19 protein-coding genes are annotated in these 19,691 nt (G+C 75.7%); 9 read left to right on the top strand and 10 right to left on the bottom strand.

Features of this window, described 5'->3' with window-relative positions; all coding sequences use genetic code 11:
* Positions 1 to 12: 12 nt before the first annotated feature.
* The 4 genes from QSK00_RS01240 to QSK00_RS01225 form a co-directional block, all read right to left on the bottom strand.
* A complete protein-coding gene (locus QSK00_RS01240; RefSeq protein WP_285586644.1) occupies positions 13 to 915 on the bottom strand; it encodes an MBL fold metallo-hydrolase in 903 nt (300 codons plus the stop codon).
* 60 nt (positions 916 to 975) lie between these two features.
* A complete protein-coding gene (locus tag QSK00_RS01235; RefSeq protein WP_285586642.1) occupies positions 976 to 3,675 on the bottom strand; it encodes a LuxR C-terminal-related transcriptional regulator in 2,700 nt (899 codons plus the stop codon).
* Positions 3,676 to 3,809: 134 nt separating this feature from the next.
* Positions 3,810 to 4,931, bottom strand: a complete 1,122-nt coding sequence (locus QSK00_RS01230) for an epoxide hydrolase family protein (RefSeq protein ID WP_285586640.1) — start codon at positions 4,929 to 4,931, stop codon at positions 3,810 to 3,812.
* Positions 4,932 to 5,024: 93 nt separating this feature from the next.
* Positions 5,025 to 5,186 (bottom strand): 4-hydroxy-2-oxovalerate aldolase family protein, encoded by a 162-nt coding sequence (locus QSK00_RS01225; RefSeq protein WP_285586639.1) that lies wholly within the window; start codon positions 5,184 to 5,186, stop codon positions 5,025 to 5,027.
* Between QSK00_RS01225 and QSK00_RS01220 the strand changes: the two genes are divergently transcribed.
* Positions 5,170 to 5,676, top strand: coding sequence for an alpha/beta fold hydrolase (locus QSK00_RS01220; RefSeq protein WP_285586637.1), 507 nt, complete (start codon positions 5,170 to 5,172; stop codon positions 5,674 to 5,676). The genes QSK00_RS01225 and QSK00_RS01220 overlap by 17 nt on opposite strands.
* Here the strand turns inward: QSK00_RS01220 and QSK00_RS01215 are convergent.
* Both QSK00_RS01215 and QSK00_RS01210 read right to left on the bottom strand, forming a co-directional pair.
* Positions 5,661 to 6,188 (bottom strand): formaldehyde-activating enzyme, encoded by a 528-nt coding sequence (locus tag QSK00_RS01215; RefSeq protein ID WP_285586636.1) that lies wholly within the window; start codon positions 6,186 to 6,188, stop codon positions 5,661 to 5,663. The genes QSK00_RS01220 and QSK00_RS01215 overlap by 16 nt on opposite strands.
* The gene (locus tag QSK00_RS01210; protein ID WP_285586634.1) at positions 6,185 to 7,336 is read right to left on the bottom strand and encodes an alcohol dehydrogenase catalytic domain-containing protein; all 1,152 of its coding nucleotides are present in this window, start codon (positions 7,334 to 7,336) and stop codon (positions 6,185 to 6,187) included. The genes QSK00_RS01215 and QSK00_RS01210 overlap by 4 nt, the downstream gene beginning before the upstream one ends.
* Positions 7,337 to 7,571: 235 nt before the next feature.
* Between QSK00_RS01210 and QSK00_RS01205 the strand changes: the two genes are divergently transcribed.
* Together QSK00_RS01205 and QSK00_RS01200 are read left to right on the top strand one after the other, a co-directional pair.
* On the top strand, positions 7,572 to 8,513 hold the full coding sequence (locus QSK00_RS01205) for a LysR family transcriptional regulator (protein WP_285586633.1): 942 nt from the start codon (positions 7,572 to 7,574) through the stop codon (positions 8,511 to 8,513).
* A gap of 59 nt (positions 8,514 to 8,572) precedes the next feature.
* A complete protein-coding gene (locus QSK00_RS01200) occupies positions 8,573 to 9,043 on the top strand; it encodes a DUF8821 family protein (protein WP_285586632.1) in 471 nt (156 codons plus the stop codon).
* 16 nt (positions 9,044 to 9,059) lie between these two features.
* On the opposite strand, the gene pth is transcribed toward QSK00_RS01200, so the two are convergent.
* Together pth and QSK00_RS01190 are read right to left on the bottom strand one after the other, a co-directional pair.
* Positions 9,060 to 9,647, bottom strand: a complete 588-nt coding sequence (gene pth / locus QSK00_RS01195) for an aminoacyl-tRNA hydrolase (RefSeq protein WP_285586631.1) — start codon at positions 9,645 to 9,647, stop codon at positions 9,060 to 9,062.
* A complete protein-coding gene (locus tag QSK00_RS01190; protein ID WP_285586630.1) occupies positions 9,647 to 10,339 on the bottom strand; it encodes a 50S ribosomal protein L25/general stress protein Ctc in 693 nt (230 codons plus the stop codon). Before QSK00_RS01190 ends, pth begins: the two co-directional genes overlap by 1 nt.
* A gap of 402 nt (positions 10,340 to 10,741) precedes the next feature.
* On the opposite strand from QSK00_RS01190, the gene QSK00_RS01185 reads away from it, so the two are divergent.
* Genes QSK00_RS01185 through QSK00_RS01160 form a run of 6 tightly spaced genes read left to right on the top strand, consistent with a single transcriptional unit; the run spans position 10,742 to position 17,352 of the window.
* Positions 10,742 to 11,626 (top strand): glycosyltransferase family 2 protein, encoded by an 885-nt coding sequence (locus tag QSK00_RS01185; protein ID WP_285586627.1) that lies wholly within the window; start codon positions 10,742 to 10,744, stop codon positions 11,624 to 11,626.
* 33 nt (positions 11,627 to 11,659) lie between these two features.
* Positions 11,660 to 12,781, top strand: coding sequence for a glycosyltransferase family 2 protein (locus QSK00_RS01180; RefSeq protein WP_285586625.1), 1,122 nt, complete (start codon positions 11,660 to 11,662; stop codon positions 12,779 to 12,781).
* Positions 12,778 to 13,128 (top strand): hypothetical protein, encoded by a 351-nt coding sequence (locus QSK00_RS01175; protein ID WP_285586623.1) that lies wholly within the window; start codon positions 12,778 to 12,780, stop codon positions 13,126 to 13,128. The genes QSK00_RS01180 and QSK00_RS01175 overlap by 4 nt, the downstream gene beginning before the upstream one ends.
* Positions 13,125 to 15,323, top strand: coding sequence for a glycosyltransferase (locus tag QSK00_RS01170; protein ID WP_285586621.1), 2,199 nt, complete (start codon positions 13,125 to 13,127; stop codon positions 15,321 to 15,323). The genes QSK00_RS01175 and QSK00_RS01170 overlap by 4 nt, the downstream gene beginning before the upstream one ends.
* Positions 15,323 to 17,095, top strand: a complete 1,773-nt coding sequence (locus QSK00_RS01165) for a hypothetical protein (RefSeq protein WP_285586619.1) — start codon at positions 15,323 to 15,325, stop codon at positions 17,093 to 17,095. The genes QSK00_RS01170 and QSK00_RS01165 overlap by 1 nt, the downstream gene beginning before the upstream one ends.
* A gap of 26 nt (positions 17,096 to 17,121) precedes the next feature.
* Positions 17,122 to 17,352, top strand: a complete 231-nt coding sequence (locus QSK00_RS01160; RefSeq protein WP_285586617.1) for a hypothetical protein — start codon at positions 17,122 to 17,124, stop codon at positions 17,350 to 17,352.
* Positions 17,353 to 17,357: 5 nt separating this feature from the next.
* Here the strand turns inward: QSK00_RS01160 and QSK00_RS01155 are convergent, their stop codons facing one another.
* Together QSK00_RS01155 and QSK00_RS01150 are read right to left on the bottom strand one after the other, a co-directional pair.
* Complete coding sequence (locus QSK00_RS01155) at positions 17,358 to 18,644, bottom strand: hypothetical protein (protein ID WP_285586616.1); 1,287 nt, start codon at positions 18,642 to 18,644, stop codon at positions 17,358 to 17,360.
* Between the two features lie 64 nt (positions 18,645 to 18,708).
* Positions 18,709 to 19,689 carry a ribose-phosphate diphosphokinase gene (locus QSK00_RS01150; RefSeq protein WP_285586614.1) on the bottom strand — a complete coding sequence of 327 codons (981 nt, stop codon included), beginning with the start codon at positions 19,687 to 19,689 and terminating at the stop codon, positions 18,709 to 18,711.
* Positions 19,690 to 19,691: the final 2 nt, after the last annotated feature.

The following is a 19,691-nucleotide window of genomic DNA, read 5'->3' as shown; positions in this document are numbered from 1 at the left end:
CCGGTGCCGCCGTCAGGCGAAGGGACGGAACCCGGAGACGTAGCCCGGTTCGCAGAACTCGGTGCCCGGCGCCGACCGTGCGACGGCCGCGCGGATCGGGGCGACGTCGACGGCCCCGGCGAACCCGGGGAGCCAGGCGTCGTGGTGGGAGAGCAGCAGACGCCGTGGCTGCAGCCGGCCCGCCTCCTCGGCCACGAAATCGGCCAGCGATCCCTGCACCGGCTCGCCGTCGCGGTTGGCCCGGCCCGCGGCGGCGAGGATGGCGACGTCGGGCGACTCGGCGGCCAGCAGTCCGCTCCAGGCCCCGGCGGTGTCCTGCACGAGCAGCGAGCCCTCCGAGGTCTCGACGACGAACACGAGCGCTCCTCCGTCCCCGCGCTCGCCCTGCGAGGCCGCCTGCAGGTGGGCGGCCACGTCCGGGCCGAGGTTCGGCAGCCCCGCGAACATCGCGCGGAGCTGCTCCTGGTGCTCCTGCCAGGTGCCGCCCAGCTCGCCGAGGCACTCCTGGTCGGACTCCGGGAACGGGACCTGCGACCACACGCACGAGTGCAGGCCCGGGAGCACGCGGACCGTCGTCGTCGCGTCGAGACGGACCCGCTCGCCGCCCGAGACCGGCACCAGCTGGTCCTCGGGCACCCCGCAGGCCGCCATCACCCGCACCGACTCGTAGGACCCCACGATCCGCGCGCCCGAGGCGGCGAGCCGCTCGGCGCCGTACAGGTGGTCGAAGTGGGAGTGCCCGACGAGGATCCAGTCCCGCGGGCCCAGGTCGGCCGCGACGTCCGCGAGTGACATCCCGCTCTGCGCGGCCGCCGGTACCCGGTCGAGGTAGGCGTCGAGCATCACCGTCAGTCCCTCGGCCGTCCGCAGACGGAAGGTGGCGCAGCCGAACCAGTCGAGCGTCGCGGTCCTCACGCGGGGCACCGTAGCCCCGCGCGGACCCGGGCGAGGGGTGTCAGCGTTCGGGGTGCCGCGTCAGGAGAAGCGACGCCCCCGGAGCTGGCGCCGGGAGGTGATGCCGAGCTTGGCGTAGAGGTTGCCGAGGTGGTACTCGACGGCCTTCGGGGTCACCCAGAGCATCTCGGCGACCTCGCGGCTGGTCAGGCCCTGGGCGACCAGTCCGGCGACCTGCCTCTCCCGGGGGGTGAGGACGTCGGGGGTGGTGTCCCGCGTCTCCGACGCCCGGTCGTCGACGCGGAGCGGGTCGAGCAGGGGGGCGGCCGCGAGTCGATCGAGCACCGGCCGGGCCGCGGCCCGGAGCTCGTCGGCGTCCGCGACGTGGGGGAGCCCCGCCAGCAGGGTGCGCAGCTCCGCGAGTTCGACGGGGCACTCGTCGTCGATCTCCGCGGCGTGCTCGTCGGCGAGGTCCACGCCCGCGCGCAGGGCGGCCGCTGCTCTCGCGACGTCGCCGGTGGCGAGCGCGAGCCGCCCCTGGACCTGCTGGCGGGCCAGCCGGAACCACATCGGCGCGGCGCCGCGTGACCAGGACCGGACCGCCTGTCGCGCACCGGCGAGATCACCGACCGCGATCCGGGACTCCGCGTGCAGGATGCGCCACGGGGCGAACGGGCCGGACGTCATCCCGCCCCGCTCGGCGACGGCGGGCAGCGGACGCAGGGCCCGCTCCATCCGGGGGCCGTCCCCGAGCGCGCGGGCGAGCGTGGCCTCGGCGAGCGCGACGACGTGGACCCCCTGCGGGTTGAAGGTGCGCGCCAGTGAGGCCCGGGCGGCGGCGAGATGCGCCCCCGCCCGGTCCTCCTGCCCGCGCGCGGCCGGGACCAGGGCCGCCACGGCGTGCGCGACGGACTCGGCCCAGGGCAGGTGGCCGTCGGCGAACCAGTCCAGGGCGATGTCGGCCTCCGCCTGCGCGAGGTCCCACCGCCCGCAGCGGTAGAGGACCTCGACGAGGTGGCAGTGCGCGCGGTGGGTGCTGGTCGACGCCGCTCCGCTGCGTGCCCGCGCCAGGCCCTCCTGGAGGCGACGCCGCGCCTCGGGGACGTGACCGGCCGCGAGGAGCAGGGTCCCCGCGGTGATCGCGGGGTCGGCGCCCAGGGCCCCGTCGACGTGGCCCTCCAGCAGGGCGAGCCCGGCGTCGGGGCCGGCGTGCTGGCCGCGACCGACCGCCTGGAGGATGCGGGCCTGTTCGAGGCGCAGCGGACGGCGCGAGAGCGCTGGGACCCGGCCCGCCGCCTCGTCGGCGGCCGCACCCCGCCCGCGGAAGATGTGCTCCAGGGCGAGGCGGACGGCCGCGAGGGCGCGGACCTCCGGCTCGCCGTCGGGCGCGTCGAGGGCGGCCTGCAGCAGCAGGGCGGCGTGCGGGTCGTGGTCCTGCGTCGCGAGCAGTCCGAGGATCACGTCGCGTTCCGGGCCGGGCGCGGCCTCCCGCACCGACGGCGCGAGGAGGCGCAGTCGCCGGGTGTCCTGGACGTCGACCAGCAGCAGCCCGGCGGCGAGCACGCGACGAACGGCCTCCTCGCCCGTGGAACTCAGCTCGGCCGCCGCGAGCAGCCAGGTGACGGCGGCCGGCACGTCGACCGCCTCCGCGGCGGCGGCGGACTCCAGCTCGTCGGCCAGGTCGGCGTCGGGGACGCCGCCCGCAGCGGCGACGCGGTGGCGCAGGGCCGCCGTGCCTCCGAGCGCGCGGGCGGCGTCGACGTGCAGGCGGGTCCGGTCCTCCTCGTCGAGCCCACTCACGAGGGCGCTGCGGACCAGGGGGTGGTGGACGCGGAACCGGTCGTCGGCCGGCGACGCGGCGTCGACGAGACCGGCCTGCGTCAGTTCCCCGACCGCGTCGTCGAGAGGGACGTCCGCGAGCGTGTGGAGGCGCCCGAGCAGGCTGCGCCCGGCCGGCCGGTCGAGGACGGCCAGGCAGGCCAGGAGCCGACGGGCCGCGGGGGACAGGCGGGCGGCCGCGTCGGCGACCTCCCGGGCCAGCGGGCGGGGCGGGGGCAACGGGGCATCGCCGAGGAGGACCTCGTCGGTCAGCTCCCGCAGCAGGGTCGTGAGGTGCAGGGGATGCCCTCCGGTGTCGGCCTGCAGCCGCGTGATGGTGTCGCGACTCCACCGGCCCGGGCGCATCGCGGCGGCGAGGTCGCGGACACCGGCGACGTCGAGTCCCGTGAGCGTCCGCGTCTCGCAGTCCGGGCCCTCGGCGAAGAACCGCGACCAGTGGGCGGCGATGCCGTCCGGCCGCGCGGTCGCGAGGAGCAGGACGCGGTCGTGGACCAGACGCCGGAAGGCCCGCTCGATCGCCACGGCGGAGGTCTCGTCGGCGTCGTGGAGGTCGTGCAGCACCACGACGACGGGTCCGCGGTCCTCCTTCTCACCGAGGCCCGCGAGCAGCACCGAGGCCCCCTCCTCGACGGACGGTACCGACGGCACCGCGACGTCGAGGGCGGCGAGGAGATTCCCGAGCAGGGTCCCCGGAGGGGCTCCGGGCACGGCGTGCGCCCGGACGACGACGGCCTCCGTGGCCCGCGCGACCGCGGTCTCCACCAGCGCCGTCTTGCCGATCCCGCCCGGCCCGACGACGAGGACGCGCCCGGCCCGCCGCTGGGTCGTCGTCCGGCGCCAGCGGTCCGCGATCCACGTCAGTTCCGCGGTGCGCCCCAGGAGCGGGGCACCGCGTCCGGCCGGCGCCCACGCACCGTCCGACGGGTCGACCTCGACCGCCACCCGGCTCCTCCTCGACAGAGATCCACCTGAAGTGGATCACCTCGGGCAGCGGCGCGCCACCCACGGCCGCCACGGCGCCGGCGACCCGCCCCTGCAGCCGGTGCGATCTCGCCGCCGGCGTGGCCGGGGTGCCGCTACCGGACGAGGCGGAAGAAGCCGCGGATCTGCTCGACGAGCGAGGTGGGCTGTTCGAGGGCGGCGAAGTGTCCGCCGTGGGGCATCTCGGCGTACCAGCGCAGGTCGGTGAAACGCTGCTCGGCCTCGCGCCGCGACGGAGTGACGAGGTCGCGGGGGTAGACCGACAGCCCGGAGGGCGCGGTGACCGGCACGCGGGAGTCGGCGAAGCTCTCCCAGTACAGGCGCGCCGACGACGTGGCCGAGGCGGTGAACCAGTAGACCGAGATCTCGTCGAGGATCGTCTGACGGCTCACGGCCGTCTCGTGGTCGCCGTCGTGGTCGGTCCAGGCCCGGTACTTCTCGGCGATCCAGGCCGCCTGGCCCGCGGGGGAGTCGCTGAGGCCGTAGCCGAGGGTCTGCGGCCGGGTCATCTGGATCGCGGAGTAGCCGCGTCCGGTGCGGGCGAACTCCTGGGCGGCGTCGTGGGCGGCCTGTTCGGCGGGGGTGGGGTCGGCGACGGTGCCGAGCGGGACCCTCCCCATGTTCAGGTGCACCCCGGCGACCCGCTCGGGGGCGACCTCGCCCAGGTTGGCGGTCACCTCCGAGCCCCAGTCGCCGCCCTGCGCGCCGTACCGGTCGTAGCCCAGCGACACCATCAGCGTGTCCCAGGCGCGGGCGATCCGGCCGACGCCCCAGCCCGTCGTCGTGGGCCTGTCGCTCCAGCCGTACCCGGGCAGCGACGGGGCGACGACGTGGAAGGCGTCCGCCGGGTCCCCGCCGTGGGCGCGGGGGTCGGTCAGCGGGCCGAGGACGTGGAGGAACTCGAGCACCGAGCCCGGCCACCCGTGCGTCAGGACCAGCGGGAACGCGTCGGGTTCCGGGGAGCGGACGTGCAGGAAGTGGACTCCCAGCCCGTCGACCGTGTCGCGGTACTGGGGGAAGGCGTTGACGCGGTCGGCGAACCCGAAGTCGTAGTCCTCGGCCCAGTGCCGGCACAGCTCCCGGGCGTAGGCCAGTGGCACCCCCTGCGACCAGTCGTCCACCGTCTCCGGCTCGGGCCACCGGGTCCGCCGGAGCCGGTCGCGCAGGTCGGCGATCTCGTCGTTCCCGACGACGACGGTGAACGGTTCGGCAGCCACGGGTCTCCCTCGGACGGCGGGCACGGGTCCGGACCGATCATCCGCCAGTCCCGAGCCGCCCGTGCCCCCGCGTCGCCCCCGCCGGCGCGACGGTCAGGCGGCGCCGCGGCCGGCGGTGAGGTCGAGGGCGACGTCGACGATCATGTCCTCCTGGCCGCCGACGAGGCCGCGGCGGCCGATCTCGGTGAGGATGTCGCGGGTGTCGAGGCCGTGGTGGGCGGCGGCGGCCTCCGCCTCGGTGCCGGAGCGGGTCACCGCGCTCGTGCTCTCCGGGATGCCGTACGTCGACGCGCCGCGCCGCGCACGGGTCGCGGGCGGGCGACCACCGATCGACCACGTGGAGCGCGCCGCCGACGGCAGCCACGTGCAGCAGCTCTGGGACAACCGTGCGCCCTACTACCCGGCCGACCGCCCGGACCTCCTCGAGCGCCTCGTCCACGACGCCCTCGCGGTGCTCGACCGCGTCGAGGAGGGCCACCGGGCGGTCAACGAGTACCGCATGGAGGACCGGATCGGTCTCGTGCGCGCGCGGACGCTCGTGGTCTGCGGTGCCGACGACGGGTTCTCCCTCCCGGACGTCGACGCGATCGTCGGCGCCGTCGGCGGCGCGGAGCGGACGACGCTCCCGGGCACCGGTGTGCCCTCGGTGGACCACCGGCCGGAGCTGTTCGCGCACACCGTCGGGACGTGGTTGTCGTCCGCGGAGGCGGCGCCGGTCGGCGCCCCGGATCAGGCCCCGTCGTAGAAGGGGTGTCGCAGACCGTCCCGGTCCCGGACCAGCCGGTCGACGTCCGCCGCCTCCCGCCCCGTCGCCGCCTCGGACGCGGCGGCGGCCATCGCGGTCCGGGCGTTCCGGCACACGGTCGTGTCGTCGCGCGCCGCCGCGTCGAGCCACAGGGACACGAGGACGAGCGTGTCCTGGTCGGCGGGCAGCCCCCCACCCGCCACGACGTCGAGCAGCCCCCGCGCGATGCCGACCGCGCACGCCCCGAACACGAGCTGCTCGTGGAGCGCCCCGGCCGGCGCCGTCTTCGGGACGATCACCGTCGGCGGATACAGGGTCTCGTAGGCCTGCTGGGTCCCGCCGACGCTCGCGAGGACCGGGGTGAACCCCGAGGACGGGGCGGTGAAGGCGCTCATGACGACGGCGGCGGTCGGGCTGCCGCGTCGGGCGAGGAGCACGTTGAGGTGCACGCCGTCCGGCGCCGCGCCGCCCCAGCCCTGGGCGAGGCGGCCGTCGAGGTCCCGGGTGCTCACGCCGCGACGAGGGCGCTGTCGGCGGCACCGCGCAGCCCGGCGAGGGCCTCGTCGAAGACGACGACACCCCGCCGGAGCCGGCCCTCCCGCATGTCGGCGAAGGCCCGGTCGATCCCGTCCAGCGGGTAGGTGCGGGTGATGAGGCGGTCGAGCGGCAGGTGGCCGGCGGAGTAGCGGCGCAGGATCGCCGGGATGTCGACGCTCGGCCGCGACGAACCGTAGAGGCTGCCGGTGATGATCTTCTCGGAGCGCACGAGCTCCGGTCCGGGCAGCGACGGCCGGGCGTGCACGCCGGGCAGACCGACGCACACGATGGTCCCGCCCGCGACCGTCGCGGCGAACGCACGGTCGAGGACCCCGTCACTGCCGGCGGCGTCGATCGCGTAGTCGGCGCCCCCACCGGTGAGGTCGCGGACCCGCTCGACGAGCCCGTCGTCGGGAAGGAGCGCGTGGGTGGCCCCGAAGGACAGGGCCTCCTCGAGCTTCCCGACGACGGGATCGCACACGAGGATCTGCTCGGCGCCGCTGATGCGCGCGGCCATCACGGCACTGAGTCCGACGCCGCCGGCGCCGAAGATCACCACGGAGCTGCCGGGGTGCACCCGGGCCCGGTTCACCACCGCTCCGTAGCCGGTGAGGACACCGCACCCGACGAGCGCGGCGACGGCGAGGGGGACGCCCGGGCCGACCGGGATCGCGCTCGAGGCGGGGACGACGCAGTGCGTCGCGAAGGTGGACAGGAACGAGTAGTGGCTGACCGGCGCACCGTCCCGGGACAGCCGCGTCGTCCCGTCGAGCAGCGTGCCGGCGAAGAGCGCGGGTGCGGCGGCGGTGCACAGGACGGGCCGGCCGGAGACGCAGTGCCGGCAGGTGCCGCAGTTCGGCATCCAGGACAGCGCCACGTGGTCGCCCTCAGTGACCGTGGTGACGGCCGACCCGACCCGTTCGACGACGCCCGCCCCCTCGTGGCCGAGCACGCAGGGCGCGGGCGAGGGGATGCGGCCGGAATGGGTGTGGGCGTCGGAGGCGCAGATCCCGGTGGCCGCGAGGCGCACGAGCACCTCGTCGGGCCGCGGGTCGGCGAGCTGCAGCGTGACGGTCTCCAGCGGTTCGCCGGGCCGGGTCATGAGGGAGGCGGTGATGTCCATCGGTCGAGCTCCAGGAGGACGGACCGGCCGTGGGCAGGCCACGGCCGCGGAGGGCGGGGGGGACGAGACGGCCCGGCGCGGCGGGCGGCTCGGGACGGGCGCGTCGAGGGGTGCGCGCGCCGGGAGTGGGTCGGACCTGCTCGCGGGAGTGTCATCCGCCCACGGATCGAAGTCTGCCCGCGGGCGGCCCCGGACGGCAGTGACAGTCGCTCCACCTCTGCTTCAGCATGACTACATGCCGATCGACCCCCACCGGCTCCTCGTGCTGCGGGCGGTCCACCGCACCGGCAGCGTCCACGCGGCCGCGACCGCCCTGCACCTGACCCCGTCCGGGGTGTCGCAGCACCTCAGCCGGCTGGAGGCGGAGGCGCGGCTGCCGCTGCTGGACCGCACCCGACGCGGCGGGGGGCGGGCGGTCCGGCTGACCGAGGCGGGGCTGGCGCTGGCGCAGCGCGCGGACGACGTCGCGGTCGCCCTCGCCGAGGCGCAGCGCGAGGCCGACCGGCTGCGCGAGGGGACGGCGGGCACCGTCCGGGTCGGCGGGTTCGCCACGGCGCTCGGGCATCTCGTCGTCCCGACCCTGCAGCAGCTGGCGATCACCGACGCCGCGCTCGCGGTGCAGGTCATCGAGGTCAACGAGCGGGACGGCACGGACCTGCTGCGCGCCGGCGACCTCGACCTGCTCATCGGCGAGCGCTACGTGGAGGCGACGACGCCGGACGCGGCCGGGTCGTACCCCGGCCTCGTCGAACGGGTGCTCTATCGCGAGCCCTTCCGCATCGTCCTGCCGGAGCTGTGGCCGACCCCCGGCGGTCTCGACGAGCTGCTCGCCGGGACGTGGGTGACGTCCCGGGAAGGGCGTCCGCCCCGCCAGATGCTCGACCGGCTCTGTGCGGAGCAGGCCGTGACCCCGGGGCACCGGCACATCTGCACCGAGTCGCAGACGATGCTCGCGCTGGTCGCGGCGGGCCTGGGCGCGGCGATCGTGCCGGAGCTGACCCTGGCCTACCTGCGGACCGAGGGCGTCGTCGTCCACGCGTCGGCCGTCGACGTCGGGTCCCGCCTGCTGACGGTGACCGGCTCACGTCGAGAGCGGCGGGCCTCGGCTCCGCTGCGCTTCCTCGAGGCGCTCCGGGAGGTCATCGCCCGGGTGACCTCCGCGGGCATCACGGGGTGAACCCCGCACGCGGCTCGCTAGGCTTCCGGCCGCTGACGGCACGAATCGTGGAGGGACGCATGCCGCAGGTCGTCGACTTCCAGGACGTCTCGCCCGAGGGACTCGAGTCCTCCCCGGTCGCGGCGGCCCTGGCCGGTCTGCGGGCGAACGAGGCCCGCTACTTCAGGAACAAGTTCGACCACGTCTTCACCGTCGAGCCGGCGAGCGAGGCCACCGGGACCGTCGACCGGGTCACGACGATCCTCGCGCAGGAGCGGGACATCCACATCGGCTCCCGTCCGCTCGAGGCGACCACGTTCGAGGTCGACGGGACCCGGTACGACTACGTGTTCTACGAGTCGGGGCTCGCGATCAACGTCATGTACGGACTCGCGGAGGGGTCGAAGCGCGCCGTGGGCTTCAAGCTCGCGGAGGGGATGGAGGTCCCCGAGGAGCTCGCGACGCGCTTCAAGTTCGCCCGGCAGCGCTCGAAGCTGGCCGGGACGATCCGCGGCAGCTTCTTCGTCATCAAGGGCGCCCACGACGGGTGAGCGCGGCCCCGGCCTCCTAGTGGAAGCGGTTCTGGGCCGGCTCGAGGCCCTCGGTGAGCAGCGCCTCGACGGCGTCGGCGGCCAGCTCCAGGGAGACGTCGAGCTCCTTGCGCTCGGTCGACGACCAGCGCTTGAGCACGAAGTCGGCCGGGTCCTGGCGGCCCGGGGGCCGACCGATGCCGAAGCGCACCCGGAGGTAGTCCTTCGTCCCGAGGGACTTCGAGATCGAGCGCAGCCCGTTGTGCCCGCCCTCGCCGCCGCCGCGCTTGAGCCGGACGACGCCGAAGTCCAGGTCCAGGTCGTCGTGGACGACGATCAGGTCCTCGACCGGGACGGAGAAGAACCGCAGGGCGTTGGTCACCGGGCCGCCGGAGAGGTTCATGTAGCCGCGCGGCTTGACGAGCACGGCCTTCCGGCCCGCCAGCCGCCCCTCCGCCACGTCCGACCCGGACTTCCGGTGGGCGGAGAACCGACCGCCGACGCGCCCGGCGAGCACGTCGGCGACGGCGAATCCCACGTTGTGCCGGGTGCCCTCGTACTCGGCCCCCGGATTGCCGAGCCCGGCGACGAGCACGGGCCCCGCGCTCCCCGCCGGGACGGTCATCAGCTCTGGTCCGAGCTCTCGTCGGACGTCGCGCCCTCGGAGGCCTCGGCGGAGCCCGCGGTCTCGGAGTCCTCGGCCGCCTCGTCCTCGGGCGCGTCCTCCTCGACGCCCGCACCCTCGGCGTCGATCTCCTCCTCCATGTCGTCCTCGGTCGGCGCCTCGGTGACGTTGACGACGAGGAGCTCGGGGTCGGAGAGCAGGGTGGCGCCGTCGGGCAGCCGGATCTCGCCCGCGAGGAACTGCGTGCCGATCTCCGCCTCGTCGATCACCACGGTGATCTCCTCGGGAATGTTCAGCGCGTCGGCCTCGATGGAGAGCGTGTCCTCGTTCTGGAAGACCAGCGTGCCCGCGGCGGCCTCGCCGAGGGTGACGACGCGGACGTCGACGGTGACCTTCTCGCCCCGCTTGATCGTCACCAGGTCGACGTGCTCGATGAAGCCCTTGATCGGGTCACGGACGACGCTCTTGGTCAGCGCGAGCTGCTCCGTGCCGATCCCGGTGACGGTGAGGACGGCGTTGCGGCCGTTCTCCCGCATGACGGCGGCGAACTCGACGGTGTCGAAGCTCAGGTGGACCGGGTCCGTGCCACGCCCGTAGAGGACGGCGGGGACGCGGCCGGCGCGGCGGGTACGGCGCGCGGCGCCCTTGCCGAACTCGGTCCGGGACTCGGCGGCGATCTTGACGTCAGCCATGGCTGGTGGTGCTCCTGCGGTGGTGTGCGACTCGGCGGCATCTCGGCGGCCGGGCACCACGGCGGATGACACCGGGATGCACACCGCGTCGATCACGGCCGGACGGACCGGCCCTCGCCGAAGTGGATCGTCACGGAGTCTACCGAGCGGGCCGGGGGTGCCGGACACCCACTCCTCACCACACATCGTGACCGGTCACTGACGGTCGATCAATCCGACGCCGTTGACGACGCTCGCTCGGTGGATCGTCGCTTGATGGACGTCACTTTCTGTCAATTCCGCCTTGATGACAGGACCGTTTGCGCGCAGGCTGTACTCCGATCGGGCTAGCACAACCCACTGACGGCCCGTCGAATCGCACGCAACGTCACCACGTCCGACTCCCGACACCGAGGAGCCTCCGTGCCTCGCCACGCCAACCCGACACTCTCCGTCATCGTGCCCGCCCGGAACGAGGCGCGGAACCTGGAGATCGTCCTGCCCTACCTGCCCCCGCAGGCGGAGATCGTCCTGGTGGACGGTCACTCGTCCGACGACACGGTGGACGTCGTGCGCCGGCTGCGTCCGGACGCCGTAATCCTCACCCAGACCCGCCGCGGCAAGGGCAACGCGCTGGCGTGCGGGTTCGCCGCCGCCTCGGGCGACGTGATCGTCATGTTCGACGCCGACGGCTCGGCGGACCCCCACGAGATCCCCGCCTTCGTGGCCGCCCTGGTGGAGGGCGCCGACGTCGCGAAGGGCACGCGCTTCGCCCGGGGCACCGAGGCGGAGGCCGGGAGCGAGGACATCACCCTGCTGCGCAGCCTCGGCAACGCCGGGCTCAACGGACTGGCGAACATCGCGCTGGGGACCCGGTACTCCGACCTCTGCTACGGCTACAACGCCTTCTGGCGCGACGTCCTCGGGGTGCTCGACCTGCCCGCCCTCGACCTCGCCGTGCCGGCCGACCGCATGGTGTGGGGCGACGGGTTCGAGATCGAGACCCTGCTGACCTGCCGCTTCTCACTGGCCGGACTGAAGATCGCCGAGGTCGCGAGCGTCGAGCGCGAGCGCATCCACGGCGAGTCGAACCTGCGGACCTTCGCCGACGGGTTCCGGGTGCTCCGCACGCTCGGGCGGGAGTGCGCACCGCGGGCCCGCCGCCGTCCGGCCCGCCGCGTGGCCGCGATGGCCACCGCCGCGCGCACGGCGATCGTGCCCCTCGCCCTGGTGCCGGCGCCGACCGAGGTGGTCGTCCCGTCCGGGCCCGCCCGGCCGGTCGCGGCCGACCGTCCGCTCGCGGCCTGAGCCGCCCCGCACCGAACCGGCAGGAGAGCTGTCATGACCACCCCGACCACCCCGGCCACCCCGGCCACGTCGGACCGCGCGGCCCTCGCGACCAGCGCCGTCGTCGTGTGCGCCTACACCGAGCGTCGGTGGGACGACGTCCGCGCCGCGATCGCCTCGTTGGCCGCCCAGACCCACCGCCCCGACCAGGTCCTGCTCGTCGTCGACCACAACCCCGGGCTCGCCGCCCGGGCGCGCGGCTTCTTCGGCGCCTTCGTGGAGGTCCTGGAGAACCAGCGCCGGCGCGGCCTCTCCGGTGCGCGCAACACGGCGATCGACGCGCTCGTCGAGTCCGACGGCGGGCTGCCGGAGGTCGTCGCGTTCCTCGACGACGACGCGGCGGCCCGTCCGGACTGGCTCGCGCGCCTCCTCGCCCCCTTCGAGGACCCGGCCGTGGCCGCGGTCGGCGGCGCGGCCGCCCCCCGCTGGTCGGCCGGCGATCCCCGGGCCGCGGACGGCGCCCCGGCGGTGCTCCCGCCCGAGCTGTGGTGGGTCGTGGGGTGCAGCTTCACCGGCCAGGCCGGACCGGGAGGGGTCGCCGGCGCGGGCGGCCCGGTCCCGGGGGTCGTGGATGTCCGCAACGTCATGGGCTGCTCGATGGCGTTCCGGCGCGACGCGCTCGTCGCGACCGGCGGCTTCGGCGAGGACATGGGCCGGGTGGGCACCGTCCCGCTCGGGTGCGAGGAGACCGAGCTCTGCCTGCGCCTGCGGCGCCTGCTCCCCGGCGCGCGCATCGTGCTCGACCCCGAGGCGGTGGTGGACCACCACGTCTCGGCCGACCGCACCGGCTGGCGCTACCTCGTGCGGCGCTGCCATGCGGAGGGCATCTCGAAGGCGGTCGTCACCCGGCGCAGCGGGACCCGCGCCGGCCTCGCGAGCGAGCAGGCCTACACCCGGCACGTGCTGCCCGCCGCCCTCGCCCGGGAGCTCCGGGGGACCGGGACCGCCGTGCGTCGGCGCGACCGGGCGACCGCCGTGCGGGGCCTGGTCGGCGCGGCGGCGATCCCGGTGGCGCTCGCCGCGGCCGGGACCGGCTACCTGCGCGGGCGCCTCGCCCGCGTCGCCCCCGCCGGGACCCCCGAGGTCGCCGGGCGATCGCCGCGGGTCGCGTCGTGAGCGGCGAACGCCTGGTCCCCGCCGGGCTCGCCGTGCTCGGCGCGCTCGCCGCGGTGTCGGCCCTCGTCGACGTCGCCCACCCGCTCCGGCTGGTCTCCACCGTCGCGTTCGGTCTGGTCGGACCCGGGTGGGCGCTCACCGCCCTGCTGCGGCCGCGGGACCTCGCCGAGCGGGCCGTCGTCGCCGTCGGCGCGGGCGTCGCCCTCGCCCTCGTCGTCGGGCAGGCCATGGTGGTCACCACCGCGTGGCACCCGGTGGGGGCGCTCCTGGTGCTCGTCGTCCTCGCCGTGCCCGTCCTCGTGGTGCAGGCCCTCGGGTCGCGCGGGACCCGGCGGGCCGTGGCATGACCGGGACGGGGAGGGACGCGTCGGCGAAGGACGGGTCGCTGCACGACGGCCTGGCGATGGCGCTCGCCTCCGGTGGCTCCGCCCTGGTCGGGATGCTCGGCTGGATCCTCGCGGCCCGGGTGCTCGACACCGCCGAGCTGGGTCTCGCGACCGCGTACGTGTCGGCCTTCCTGCTCGTGGCCGGGGCGACCGAGCTCAACGTCGGCATCGGGCTGCTGCGCTGGCTGCCCGCGGCGGGGGGCTCGTCCCGACGGCTGCTCACGATCGCGCTCGGCGCGGTCGCCGCGCTCTCCGGCGTCGTCGCGGCCCTCTACCTCCTGCTCCCCGGGACCTCCGTGATCGTCGCGGCGGTCACCGGCACGGCGCCGAGTGCGGCGGCGCACGCCGCGGGCGTCGGCCTGTTCGTGCTCACCGCCGTCCTGTACGCGCTGTTCCAGCAGCAGGACTTCGTCCTCGTCGGACTCGGCCGGCCCTGGTGGGCGCCGACGCGGACGCTGCTCTTCGCCGCCGGTCGGCTCGGCATCGTGCTGGCCGCCGGCGCGTCGCTGACCACCGAGATCGTCGTCCTGTCCTGGGTGGCGCCCCTGCTCGCCTGCGTCGCGCTGGTCGGGCTGCAGGCGATCGTGCTGACCCGCCGCCGGCGCCGGGTCCCCGGGCGGCTGCCGGCCCTCCGCGAGGCCGCGGGCTTCCTCGGCCCGACCTACCTCGGGCAGGTCGCGACCTCGGTGCTGTTCAACCAGGTCCCGCTGCTCGTCGTCCTGCGCTTCGGCCCGGAGGTCGGCGGCCGCTTCTTCCTCGTCTGGCAGGCGGTCACCGTCGTCGACGTCCTCGCCACCTACTTCGCGGCCTCCCTCGCGGCCGGGGTCGCCCGGGAGCCGGAGCGGGCCGGGGAACTCTCCCGCGCCGTGCGCCGGCGCCTGCTGCTCCTCGTGGGCCCGGCCCTGGCGGTGGGTGCCCTGCTCGCCGAGCCGGTCCTCGCGCTGTTCGGGCCCGCCTACACCGCGGAGGCGTGGGTGCTGCGCATCCTCCTGCTCGGCCTCGGACTGCGGCTGCTCGTGGTGCACCGCCTCGCCGAGCACCAGGCCCACGGCCGCGGCGTGCGCTTCGCCCGGCTCGCCACCGCCACGACCGTCGGGGTCGTCGGCGTCGTCGCCCTGGTCCCGGCCGGCCCGACCGACCCGTTGGCCTCGTTCGCGGCCGGCTTCGTCGGCGTCCAGGTCCTCGCCGCCGGCGCGGTCCTGCTCCGCCGCCGCCACGATCCCGCCCCGCACCCCCGACCGACGGAGGAGACCGCGACCGTGACCGCACCCCCCGCTCCCGCCGCCGCGGGCCCCGTGCTCGTCGCCGGACGGCCCCGCCCCGACGCCCGCGTCGCCGTCTGCATCCCCGTGTACCAGGGCGGACGTCACCTGGCGGCCACCGTGCGCTCGGTGCTCGACCAGGAGGTGGACGGCCTCGAGGTCGTGGTGCTCGACAACGCCTCCACCGACGCGACCCCCGCCGTCCTCGCCGGCTTCGACGACCGGCGTCTCACGGTGTGGCGCCACGACGAGACCGTCGACATGGTCACGAACTTCCGCCGCGCGGTCGCCCTCTCGCACGCCCCGCTGGTCAAGATCCTGCCGGCGGACGACCTCCTCGAGCCCGGCTGCCTCGCCGCCGCCGTGGCCGCCTTCGACGCCGACCCCGGCCTCGCGCTCGTCGTCGGGCGCAAGGACCTCGTGGACGACCACGGGCGGATCCTCGCCCGCGGGCGCTTCCTGCGTGGCCTCGCCGGCGTGCACAGCCGGTCCGCGGTGGTGCGCCGGGTGGTGCGCTCGGGGGCCAACCCGATCGGCGCCGACGCGGCGGCGACCTTCCGCCGCGACGCCTACGAGGCCGCCGGCGGCTATCCCGACGACGCCGGGCTCGCGGACCTCGACCTCTGGCTGCGGCTGCTCGAACACGGCCGCTTCCTCGGTCAGACGGCGACGGTCGCCCGGTTCCGGGTGAGCGGCCAGGCCGCGTCCGCCGCCACCCACCGGCGCGACTACCGCGCCCAGCGTGCCTTCACCGCCGACATCGCCCGCCGCAGCCGCCCCGCCGTGCGGCGTCGCGACGTCGTCGCGGGCCGCGTCCACGCCCCCCTCGCCCGCCGGCGCCGCGAACTCCTCTACGCGGTCGCCGGGGTCTCCTCCCGACTCCGGAGCGCCTGATGGCCACCGCGACCCCGACCCGGCCGCTCGTCACCCCGATCGGTCTCCTGCTCCCCGCCCCGATCCCGGCGCGGCCGACACCTCCTCCGGCCCCGCGTCGCCGGCTCGCCCCCACCGCGCCGGTGGCGGCCCTCGTCGGCGTCGGCCTGCTCGCGGTCTCGCACGTCGACCAGGACGCCATGGCCGGGCTCGGCCTGGCCGGGGTCCTCCCCGTGACCGCCTGGGCGGGGATCGTGCTGGTCGCCCTCGCCGCGGGGGTCGAGCTGCTCGGGCCGGCGCGCCCCCGGGTGCTGGCCGCGCTCACCGCGGGCCTCGCGCTCGTGACGAGCGGCGTCGCGTCCGTGGTCGAGCCGGGCGCGCGGATGGCCGTCGCGTGGCTGCACCTCGGGTTCATCCAGGCGATCGCGGCGGACGGCCGGGTACCGACCGGCGTCGACTCCCGGTTCAGCTGGGCCGGGTTCTTCAGCCAGTGGGCCTTCCTCTCCGACGCCGCCGGCGCCGGGACGACCGACCTCGACGCGGTCCTGCGCTGGACCCCGCCCGTCGTCGCGCTGGTCTGGTCGCTCGCGGTGCTGGTCCTCGCCCGGCGCCTGCTCGGCGGCACCCGCGCCCCGTGGGCGGCCGCGTGGCTCTTCCTCGGCCTGAACTGGATCGAGCAGGACTACTTCTCCCCGCAGGCCACCGCGATGCTGCTCGTCGGCGTCGTCTGGGTCCTCGTGCTGGGCCCGCTCGCCACCCGCCGGGTCCCCGGCAGCCGGTGGCGGGTCCGGCACCCGCGCACCACGGACCCGGGCGTCGTCGTCTCCGCCTGGGCGCTGATCGCCCTCTGCCTGGCCGCCCTCGCGGTCTCCCACCAGCTCACGCCGTTCGCCCTGTTCGTGCAGCTCGCGGTCCTCGTCGCCGCCGGGCGGGTGTACGGGGGGCGCGGCCTCCTGGTGTTCCTCGTCGTCGCCGTCGCCGCCTGGGTGGTCCTCGGGGGCCGGGAGTTCTGGCTCAACCAGCTCGCGCTCGCCACGGGCGGGGTCGGCGACGCGGGCGGCTCGATGGCCGTGGCGCTGGCCGACCGGCTCGTCGGGGATCTCGGCCAGCTCGGCGTGAAGATCGCCCGGGTCGCGCTGGCCGGGGCCGCCGTCGCCCTCGCCGGGGTCGGGGCCCTGCTTCTGCGCCGCCGGACCGGCGCCCTGGTGTGGCTGCCGGTGGCCCTCGCGCCCGCCGGGCTCGTCCTCGTCCAGAGCTACGGCGGCGAGGTGCTCCTGCGCGTGCTGCTCTACGGCGCGCCGTTCCTGGCCGTCCTCGGGACCGAGGCCCTGCGCGCGGCCTACCGCCGCCGCCGGTCCGTGACGGGGGTCGTGCTCGTGGCCGGACTCGCGCTGCTCGCCTGCGCCTGCGTGACGGTCCGTGGCGGCAACGACGCCTACACGGCGCTGCGCCCGTCGGAGATCGCGTTCACCCGCGCGGTCCTCGACGGTGCGCCGGCCGGCTCGACCGTGCTGCCGCTCTCCAGCACCGCGCCGACGCAGGTCGCGCGGGTCGGGACGGTCACGCAGACGCCCCGGGTGTGCGACCAGATCTCCGACGACCCGGTGCGCTGCGCCCTGGTCGAGGACCCGGCGGCGATCTTCTCCCTCCCGACGATGGACGCCGAGGGCGTGGTCCTCGACGGCCGCTCGCCCGGATGGAGCCGCCAGGCTCTCGCGGCGATCGTCGCGACCGGTCACTACCGCGTCGCGGTCGACGACGGCCTCGCCGTCCTGCTCGTCCGCACCTCCTGATCCGCACGCCCACGAAGGAGCCCTCCGTGTACGACGCCCCGCTCGACCTGCTCTCCGTCCTCGGGTGGTCGCTCGCCGGTCTCGCGCTGCTGCTCGCCGCTCTGCGGGCGGTCCGCGTGGAGTACCGGGTCGCGGTCGCGGTCGGCGGTCCGCGGCCCGCCGGACCGGCCGACCGGGTCCTCGACGGTGCGCTCGGCCTCGCCCTGGCCGCCCTCCTGGGCGTCCTCGTGACGGTCGTGGTGGCGGGGCTCGGATGAGCCGCTCAGCGCACCGCGGCGCCGAACGAGGGCAGCGACGTCCCGCCGACCTCGACCGGGGCGGCCCCGAGGTTGACCAGCAGCACCCCGTCGAGGCCGCGGAAACCCAGGACCCGACCGTCCGGCGAGCGTCCGAGGTCCACCGTGCCGGCGGCGAGGCGGGGGACGAGCCACGTCCACGGCGCGGTCAGGGCGCCGGAACGGCCACCGTCCGGGTCCGCCGTGTCGGTCCACAGCGCGGCGTAGGGGAACGCCGGCGCGGCCTGGGGCTGCCACAGCAGGGCCCCGGCGGCCCCGGCGCGCGCGAGGGCGGCGACGGCGGCGAGGGTGACGGCGGCGCGCGGGGCACCGGTCGGGTCGTCGGCGTCGGAGGCGGACCCCACGGGCTCGGGGTAGAACTCGGCCCACCACACGGGCAGGTCGGTGCGGGCGCGCAGCCACCGGGTGACCGCGGCGAAGCTCTCCACGGCGGCGACGGGATCGGTGACGACGCCCCGGTCGCGGGTGGCGGTGCGGCCGTCGACGACCACGAGGTCGGCGCCGCGCTGACGGTCGAGCCAGTACTCCACGGCGGCCAGCGCGCGCCCGTCGGCGACGCCCCACGGCCCGCGGACGTCGCTGGGCGCCACCTCCGCGGAGGCCCACAGGTCGACCGGCGCGTACGGCCCGCCCACGACGACCTCGGGACGGGCGGCCTTGACCGCCGCGGTGACGCGGTCGCAGAGGTCGGTGTAGGCGACGACGTCCCAGGCGTTGCGGGCCTCGTCGAAGAAGCCCTTGAGCTCGTTCCACACCAGCACGGTGCGCACCTGCGGGTAGCGCAGCACGGCGCGGGCGGCGAGCGCGGCGAGGTCGTCGTGGTGCTCGGGCCGTGGGGCGACCTCGATGCGGGAGAAGTCGGTGGTGCCGGGGGCGCCGCCCTTCATCCAGTCCGGGGCCGCCGCGATTGTCAGCACGCTCGTGCCCAGCGCCATGCGGGGGTCGAGCGAGGAGAAGTCGTCGCGCCCCGGCGCCGGTTCCGGGTTGAGGGCGCCCCAGCCCATGAGGTGCTGGTTGCCCGGCCCGGCGGCGGCGAGGACCGCACGTCCCCGTGCGAGTGCCTCGGGCGGGTCGCTGGGGGCGAGGGAGTACTCGGTGTGGGTCACCCCGAGCTGCAGCGGTCCGACCTGCCGGGTCCAGCCCCACGCGGGCCCGTCGTCGTAGGCCTCGGTGACCGGGCGCGCGCAGCCGCCCGCACCCGCCGTCAGGACGGCGCCGGCAGCGAGGAAGGATCTACGCCCGAACGGCGGCACGAGCTGAGCCTAACGGCGCAGGTGATCGCCCTGCAGCCGCACACGCGCCGCCGTCGGGGGACGGTCAGGCGTTCCCGTCGAACAGGTTGGTGACCGAGCCGTCCTCGAAGACCTCGCGCACCGCGCGCGCGATGACCGGGGCGATCGAGAGCACCGTGAGCTGCGGGAACCGCTTCTCGTCCGGGATCGGCAGCGTGTTCGTGACGATGACCTCGCGCGCGCCGCAGGTCGAGAGCCGCTCGACCGCCGGGCCGGAGAGCACGCCGTGCGTGGCGGCGATGATGACGTCGGAGGCCCCGTCGGCGAGGAGCGCCTCGGTCGCCTTCGCGATCGTCCCGCCGGTGTCGATCATGTCGTCGACCAGGATGCAGCAGCGGCCCTCGACGTCACCGACGACGCGGTTCGCGACGACCTCGTTCGGGCGCGTCTTGTCCCGGCTCTTGTGGATGAAGGCCAGCGGGACGCCGCCCATCATGTCGGCCCACTTCTCGGCGACCCGGACCCGGCCCGAGTCGGGGGCGACGACGGCGAGGTCCTCGTCGGCGTAGGCGTCGCGCAGGTGCTCGGCGAGCACCTTGTTGGCGAGCAGGTGGTCGACCGGACCGTCGAAGAAGCCCTGGATCTGGTCCGTGTGCAGGTCGATCGTCATGATCCGGTGCGCGCCGGCGGTCTTGAGCAGGTCGGCCACGAGACGCGCCGAGATGGGCTCCCGGCCGCGGTGCTTCTTGTCCTGGCGGGCGTAGCCGTAGAACGGGACGACGGCGGTGATCCGCTTGGCCGACGCCCGCTTGAGGGCGTCGATCATGATGAGCTGCTCCATGAGCCAGGTGTTGATCGGCGCGGTGTGGCTCTGGATGACGAACGCGTCCGAGCCGCGGACCGACTCCTCGAAGCGGACGAAGATCTCCCCGTTGGCGAAGTCGTACGCCGCCTGCGGGGTGATGGTGACGTCGAGCTCCTTCGCGACCTCCTCGGCCAGCTCCGGGTGGGCCCGCCCCGAGAAGAGCATGAGGTTCTTCTTCGGGGTCGTGGACACTGCGCTCACGT

Origin of the sequence: Actinomycetospora sp. NBRC 106378 (genome assembly GCF_030269685.1) — a bacterium.
GTDB lineage: Bacteria > Actinomycetota > Actinomycetes > Mycobacteriales > Pseudonocardiaceae > Actinomycetospora.
This window is presented reverse-complemented; position numbering and strand designations above follow the sequence as displayed.

What these genes read in the sequence shown, in the direction of transcription:
- QSK00_RS01210 (WP_285586634.1), bottom strand. Translation starts at nt 7,336, where the DNA reads ATGGACATCACCGCCTCCCTCATGACCCGGCCCGGCGAACCGCTGGAG.
- QSK00_RS01205 (WP_285586633.1), top strand. Translation starts at nt 7,572, where the DNA reads ATGCCGATCGACCCCCACCGGCTCCTCGTGCTGCGGGCGGTCCACCGC.
- QSK00_RS01200 (WP_285586632.1), top strand. Translation starts at nt 8,573, where the DNA reads ATGCCGCAGGTCGTCGACTTCCAGGACGTCTCGCCCGAGGGACTCGAG.
- pth (WP_285586631.1), bottom strand. Translation starts at nt 9,647, where the DNA reads ATGACCGTCCCGGCGGGGAGCGCGGGGCCCGTGCTCGTCGCCGGGCTC.
- QSK00_RS01190 (WP_285586630.1), bottom strand. Translation starts at nt 10,339, where the DNA reads ATGGCTGACGTCAAGATCGCCGCCGAGTCCCGGACCGAGTTCGGCAAG.
- QSK00_RS01180 (WP_285586625.1), top strand. Translation starts at nt 11,660, where the DNA reads ATGACCACCCCGACCACCCCGGCCACCCCGGCCACGTCGGACCGCGCG.
- QSK00_RS01170 (WP_285586621.1), top strand. Translation starts at nt 13,125, where the DNA reads ATGACCGGGACGGGGAGGGACGCGTCGGCGAAGGACGGGTCGCTGCAC.
- QSK00_RS01165 (WP_285586619.1), top strand. Translation starts at nt 15,323, where the DNA reads ATGGCCACCGCGACCCCGACCCGGCCGCTCGTCACCCCGATCGGTCTC.